We start from the raw sequence: 6,061 nt of genomic DNA, 5'->3' as shown, positions 1-6,061 counted from the left end.
AATTTGAACTCATCCACGCTGGCCGGGGCATCCAGCGAGTGCAGGCCGTAAAACAGCCACTGCCCCTTCGCCGGCTCACCGGTCTGACACCCGGGCGGTCCGGGCGGTCGGCGACCGTCCGAGGGCCGCGGCCGACGTCAGCCGTTGCGGGGGAGCTCGGAGAACGGCTTGGTCTTGTCCTCGTTGGGTTCCTTGGGGAGACCCAGCACGCGCTCGGCGATGATGTTCCGCTGGATCTGGTCGGTACCGCCGTAGATGGGCGGACCCTGGGCCCACAGCGCCGAACCGGTGACCGCGGCGAGAAAGGGGTTGCCGGTCGCCTCGTCGATCGCCGCCCGGTCCTCGTCGGCGTAGGCGTGGAGCATGCCGGAGGCGCCGACGATGCGCAGCCCGAGGTCGCGCGACAACCGCATGATGTCGCTCATGGAGAGCTTCGAGATGTTGGCCATGCCCGGCACCTCGCGACCGGCCTGGCGGGCCGCCTTCACCCGCAGCGTGTTGTAGCGCCCGAGCTCGCCGAGCGTGTGGAGGCGGACGAGGTCCTGACGGATCCCCGGGTCGCCGGCGGTGCCGTTCCCCTCGGCCAGATCGATCAGCAGCTTGGCGCTGCTCACCATCGACGTCGTCGACCCACCCCCGGGACGCCTGGGACGGCCGGTGGGGGTGACGAAGTCCCCGGCCCGCCGCTCGAGGTGGCCGGCGACGCTGCCGGGCAGCGCCGCACCACCCGCTTCGGACCCACCGCCGGAGCCGAGGCCGGCCCGCTCGAACATGAGCGTGCTGTTGGTGACGGCCCACCCGTTGTTGCGACCGCCGATCACCGCGGAGTCGGCCACCCGTGCGTCGGTGAGGAAGACCTCGTTGAACATGGCGTGGCCCGTCATCTCCACGAGCGGCCGGACCTCGATGCCCGGTTGGTGCATCCCGATCGCGAACCACGTGATCCCCTGGTGCTTCGGCACGTCGGGGTCGGTGCGGGCGATGAGCATGCCGAGATCGGCGATGTGGCCGAACGTCGTCCAGACCTTCTGGCCGTTGACGACCCACTCGTCACCGTCACGCACGGCCCGACAGGTGAGACCGGCGAGGTCGGAGCCGGCCCCGGGCTCGCTGAACAGCTGGCACCAGGCTCTCGTCCCGGTGACGATGTCGCGCACGTACAGGTCGATCTGCTCCTGGTCGCCGTGGGTGGCGATCGTGGGGGCGGCGAGCAGGAGTCCGAGACCACCGGGGGCTCCGAGCGCACCGGCGTCGGCGATCGTGCGCTGCACGCGCACGGTGTCGTTGCGGGACAGCCCCCGTCCGTACGCGTTCGTCGGGAGACTCGGGGCCGACCAGCCGGCGAGGCCGAGGCGCTGCCACCACTCCCCCACGGAGAGGTCCGGATCCCAGTTGTCCGCCAGCCAGTCACGCAGCTCGTCGAACACCGCGTCGGCCTTCGTCTCGGTGGTGTCGGTCACTCGGCCCCCCACTCGTCCCGCGCCGTGGTCGGCGCCACGCGCCCCAGTCTGGCCCTCCCGTCCGGCGGCGGCGAACGCCGACGCGGATCAAGCGGGCGGATCGGACGCTGCGGCGCCCGCGCCGACCGACCCCTCCGACCCGGCGTCCTCGGCCTCGCCGAGCCACACCTGCGCCAGGGACACGGTGGCCCCCTCCTGGCCCAGTCCCCGCTCACCGGACGCCATCATCCACTCGGCCGCGTCGCGGACCTGTGGGGCGACGGCCACGACCTGGCGCAACTGGAGCAGGAAGACCCAGGGCAGGTCGAGGAAGAGCTGCTCCTGCACGATCCGGTAGGCCTCCACCTGCACGGCGGGGTCCGTGGTGGCGCGGGCGTCGGCGAAGGCCTCGGTGACGACCGGGTTCACGTACCTCGTGATGTTGACGTTCACGGCCGGCTGCTCCCCGGGCAGGCCGCCGAGCACGGGTTCGTACAGGTCGGGATGAGGGCTCGTGAACCCCACGAACATCGCCGCCTGGTACTGGCCGAGCCTGGTGAGGTCCCGCAGCTCGTCCTCGGTCACCGGCCGGATGGTGATCTCGACGCCGATGGCCGCCTGTTGCGCCCGCCACAGCCGGGCGACGTCGAGCAGGAACGGGTCGCGGGGCACGAGCAGCTCGGCGGCGATGGGCACGCCGAACTCCTCGACGTACGCGTCGACCTCGCCCTGCGCCCGGGTCGTGTCGGGGACCGGCTCGGGGAGGTCGGTGAACCACGGCGACGGATCGGAGATGATGCCCCGCGCCGCCGTGCCCTGACCCCGGAGCGCCCGCTCGCGCAGCTCCTCCCGGTCGGTGCCGAGCGCCACGGCCCGGCGCGCGGTGATGGCGTCGAAGGGGGCGCGGGCGGTGTTGAGCGCCACGACCACCTTCGGGGCCTCGGCGTTGCGGTCCTCCACGAGGCGCACCTCGCCGGCGGCGGCGGCACGATCGAGGCGGGCCAGCTGCGCGGGGCGGTCGGCCGTCACCATGTCCGCCGCTCCGGCAAGGACGGCGCTGACCCGCAGACTGGGCTCGGCGACGACCGGGAAGGTGACGCCGTCGAGGAGGGGCAGCCCGCCCCGCCAGTACAGCGGGCTGCGCTCGAGGCGCAGCGCACCCTGGGTGCGGGGGCCGGACGCCGGCGAGTCGTCGGGCGGATCGACGCCGGCCCATCGGAAGGGGCCGGTCCCCACGGGCGGCGTCGACCCGCCGGCGGCGAGCGTCGCCGGGGAGGCGATCGTGCCGACCTGCGAGGCGAGGACCTCGGCGAAGGTGGACCAGGGCGCGTTCGTCGTGACGACGACCGTACGGCTGTCGGTGGCGGTCACGTCGGCGACCGGGGCGAGCAGACGAAGGCCGACCGGCGACCGGCGCTGCGCCTCGAGGTTGGCCACCACGTCGTCGGCGTGCAGCGTCGTGCCGTCCTGGAAGAAGACGCCCCGGCGCAGGCGGATCGTCCAGCGCGTCGACGTGGGGTCGGAGGTGATCGCCTCGGCCAGCTCGGGCTGGGCCACGTTGTCGACGTCGTAGGCCGCCAGCCGGTCGTACAGGCCGCGAGCCACCTGCTGGGCCGAGGTGTCCCAGACCTGGGCCGCCGGGCTCCAGTCCGTCGGGAGCACCCCGCTGGCCACCCGGAGCGTGCCGCCGGGCATCGGAACCGGGGCCACCGGCGCGGGAGGCGGCACGGTGGTCGGCACCGCCTGCTCGTCGTCGGTGCACCCCACGGCGACGAGGGCCAGGGCCACGGCCACACCCGTGATCGCGAGCACGCGGCGCACGAGCGTCACCGGGCGGTCCACCCGCCGTCGACGGCGAGCACGTGGCCGGTCACGTAGGTACTGGCGTCGGAGGCGAGGAACAGCAGCGCCCCGTCGAGCTCGTGCGGCTCCCCGCCACGTCCGGCGGGGGTGTTGCGGCGCACGTACTCGATCGACGCCGGATCGTTGAACATGACCTCGGCCATCTCGGTGCGGAACCAGCCGGGGGCGAGGGCGTTGACCCGGACCCCCCTGCGGATCCACTCGGTGCCGAGCTGGCGGGTGAGGCCCACCACGGCGTGCTTGGAGGCCACGTAGCTGGCCTCGTTGATCGGGGACGACGCCACCGTGCCGAAGATCGACGCGACGTTCACGATCGAACCGGCTCCGGCGTCGAGCATGCGACGGCCGACGAGCTGGGAGAGCCGCACCACGGCGTCGAGGTTCACGTCCATGATCCGGCGATAGTGCTCGGGGGTCTCGTCCTCGCTCGGCACGGGGTCGGTGACGCCGGCGTTGTTGACGAGCACGTCGATGCGGCCGCGCACCTCCTCGGCGACCGTCACCAGGCGGTGCAGGTCGTCCTCGTCGGTGATGTCGCAGGGCACGGCCACGGCGCCGGGGAGGTCGGCGACGAGGGCGTCGAGCCGGTCGGCGCGTCGGGCGGTGACGACGGGGATCGCGCCGGCGGCGTGGAGCACCCGGGCGAAGCGCTCGCCGAGACCGCTCGAGGCCCCGGTGACCAGCGCCACCTTTCCGTCGAGTCGGAACAGGTGGTCGACGGCGAGATCCGGCACGGGCGATGACGGTACTCGGCGTCGACCCCGGCGCCGGCGCCACCCCCCGGCCCGTGGGAGGATCGCCCGATGCCCGCCACGACCGCCCCCGTCTCGCCGCGCGGCACGAAGGTCCGGGTCGGGGTGGGGCTCGGCACGACGACCACGGCGGCGACCGGTGCCGCCTTCGCCGGCCTCGTCGACCGGTTGGAGGCCCTGCGCTTCGACAGCCTCTGGCTCTCGGAACGCATCAGCGGACCGGCGCCCGACCCGATGGTCGCCCTGGCGGTGGCCGCCGGGCGGACCGAACGACTGAAGCTCGGCACGTCGGTCCTCGTCGTCCCCGGGCGCAACCCGGTGGTGCTGGCCAAGGAGATGGCCACCCTCGACGTGTTGTCGTCGGGGCGCTTCCTCCCCGCCGTGGGGCTCGGGGCGGTGGACCCGGTCGAGCAGCAGGCCTTCGGGGTACGTCGGGAGGAGCGCGGGCGGCGCCTCGACGAGGCGCTGGGCCTGATGCGGGCGCTGTGGTCGGGTGAGCCGGTCACGCACCACGGCGAGTTCTTCGACCTCGAGGGGGTGCGGGTGCTCCCGCGGCCCCGCCAGGATCGGGTCGACGTGTGGCTGGGCGGCATCGCGCCGAGCGAGCTGCGCAGGGTGGGGCGCATCGGCGACGGTTGGCTGCCCTCGTTCTGCACCCCCGACGACGTGGCCGCCGGCATCCCCGTGATCGAGGAGGCGGCGCGGCAGGCCGGACGGGTGCCCGACCCTGAGCACTACGGGGTGCTGGTCACCTACTGCGACGGCCCGGTGCCCGATCGCATCGCCGAGCTCGTCGAACGACGCCGCCCGGGTCTCGACCCCCGAGCGGTGGTGCCGGGGTTCGGCGAGCTCCCCGCCCGGTTGGGGGAGTTCGTCGCCGCGGGCGCCACGAAGTTCGTGGTCATGCCCCTCGGCGACGCCGACGACTGGGACGCCGAGCTGGGCCGGATGGCCGACGCGCTCCTCCCCCTCGAGACCTGAGTCCTCCGGCGACCCGGCCGCCCCCGCAGTGCGCCGTCAGCCCTCGTCGCGCTCGCCGGCTTCGTACTCGCGGCGTTTGCGCTGCTGGGAGAGCCACACGCCGACGACGACGAAGGCGAGGAGGAGGAAGATGATGATGCCCGAACCGAGGATGTACACCCCGCCATTCTGGCCGCTCAGCGGTGGCGACCGGAGCCGGCGATGGGCCCGCCGGTGAATCGGAGGTGAACTTCCCGAGATCCTCATCCAGCGACGAGGGGGCTCCGTAGTACCAGCGTCACGGGCGAACGGACCCGTGCCGCACTCGAGGAGACCCCTGATGAAGATCAAGAAGTTCCTGGCCGGCGCCGTCGCCGGCTCCGCCCTGCTCGGCAGCATCGCCGTCGCCGCCCCCGCCGGCGCCAGCTCCCCCGCCCGCCCGTCCATCGTCGAGATCGTGGCGTCGAGCGCCAACGACAACGCCGCAGGGCAGCGCACCGACCGCAACTGGAGCGACTTCGACATCCTCCTGGCCGCCGTGCAGGAGCTCGGCCTGGCCGACGATGTTGCCGGACTGCAGAACGCCACGGTCTTTGCGCCCGCCGACGCTTCGTTCCGCGGCCTCGTCGCCGACCTCACCAACACCCCGGTCTGGCGTCTCAGCGAGCAGGCCGTGCTCGACGCGCTCCTGGAGATCGCCGGCAAGCCGACCGCTCTCCCCGGTGTCTCCGGCGCCGCCGCCCTGACCGAGACGGTGCTCTACCACGTGACCGGGGAGAACATCACCAACCTCCCGCGCCGCGCCTTCGGGAAGAACATCACCGCGGCGAACACCTTCGGCGTCCCTGATCTGCTCACCAACCAGATCGACCCGTTCAACTTCTTCGGGTTCGTGGGGCTCCAGGACGGCGACAAGAACGACCTCGACCCGTTCTACGTCGGCCGCACCGTCCCGGCCAGCAACGGGACCGTGCACGTCATCGCCGGCGTGCTGCGCCCGGTGGACCTCAAGGCCCTCTTCCCGCTCGACTGAGCCGAGAGCCGTCG

General features: G+C 73.1%; 5 protein-coding genes. 2 read left to right on the top strand and 3 right to left on the bottom strand.

The window, feature by feature from the left end:
• Window positions 1–137: 137 nt before the first annotated feature.
• The 3 genes from MUE36_10560 to MUE36_10550 all read right to left on the bottom strand — a co-directional run bounded on the left by MUE36_10560 (window position 138) and on the right by MUE36_10550 (window position 4,036).
• Window positions 138–1,460: an acyl-CoA dehydrogenase family protein gene (locus MUE36_10560; GenBank protein MCU0311370.1), complete on the bottom strand. Its 1,323-nt coding sequence runs from the start codon at window positions 1,458–1,460 to the stop codon at window positions 138–140.
• A gap of 87 nt (window positions 1,461–1,547) precedes the next feature.
• Window positions 1,548–3,251: an ABC transporter substrate-binding protein gene (locus MUE36_10555; protein MCU0311369.1), complete on the bottom strand. Its 1,704-nt coding sequence runs from the start codon at window positions 3,249–3,251 to the stop codon at window positions 1,548–1,550.
• A 14-nt stretch (window positions 3,252–3,265) separates the two neighbouring features.
• Window positions 3,266–4,036, bottom strand: coding sequence for an SDR family oxidoreductase (locus MUE36_10550; GenBank protein MCU0311368.1), 771 nt, complete (start codon window positions 4,034–4,036; stop codon window positions 3,266–3,268).
• 69 nt (window positions 4,037–4,105) lie between these two features.
• Between MUE36_10550 and MUE36_10545 the strand changes: the two genes are divergently transcribed.
• Both MUE36_10545 and MUE36_10540 read left to right on the top strand, forming a co-directional pair.
• Window positions 4,106–5,035, top strand: a complete 930-nt coding sequence (locus MUE36_10545) for a TIGR03619 family F420-dependent LLM class oxidoreductase (GenBank protein ID MCU0311367.1) — start codon at window positions 4,106–4,108, stop codon at window positions 5,033–5,035.
• A 319-nt stretch (window positions 5,036–5,354) separates the two neighbouring features.
• Entirely contained in the window at window positions 5,355–6,047 is a 693-nt protein-coding gene (locus MUE36_10540; protein ID MCU0311366.1) for a hypothetical protein, read from the top strand.
• Window positions 6,048–6,061: the final 14 nt, after the last annotated feature.

Source organism: Acidimicrobiales bacterium (assembly GCA_025455885.1).
In the GTDB taxonomy this organism is placed as follows: domain Bacteria; phylum Actinomycetota; class Acidimicrobiia; order Acidimicrobiales; family Acidimicrobilacustridaceae; genus Rhabdothermincola_A.
This window is presented reverse-complemented; position numbering and strand designations above follow the sequence as displayed.

What these genes read in the sequence shown, in the direction of transcription:
- MUE36_10545 (MCU0311367.1), top strand. Translation starts at nt 4,106, where the DNA reads ATGCCCGCCACGACCGCCCCCGTCTCGCCGCGCGGCACGAAGGTCCGG.
- MUE36_10540 (MCU0311366.1), top strand. Translation starts at nt 5,355, where the DNA reads ATGAAGATCAAGAAGTTCCTGGCCGGCGCCGTCGCCGGCTCCGCCCTG.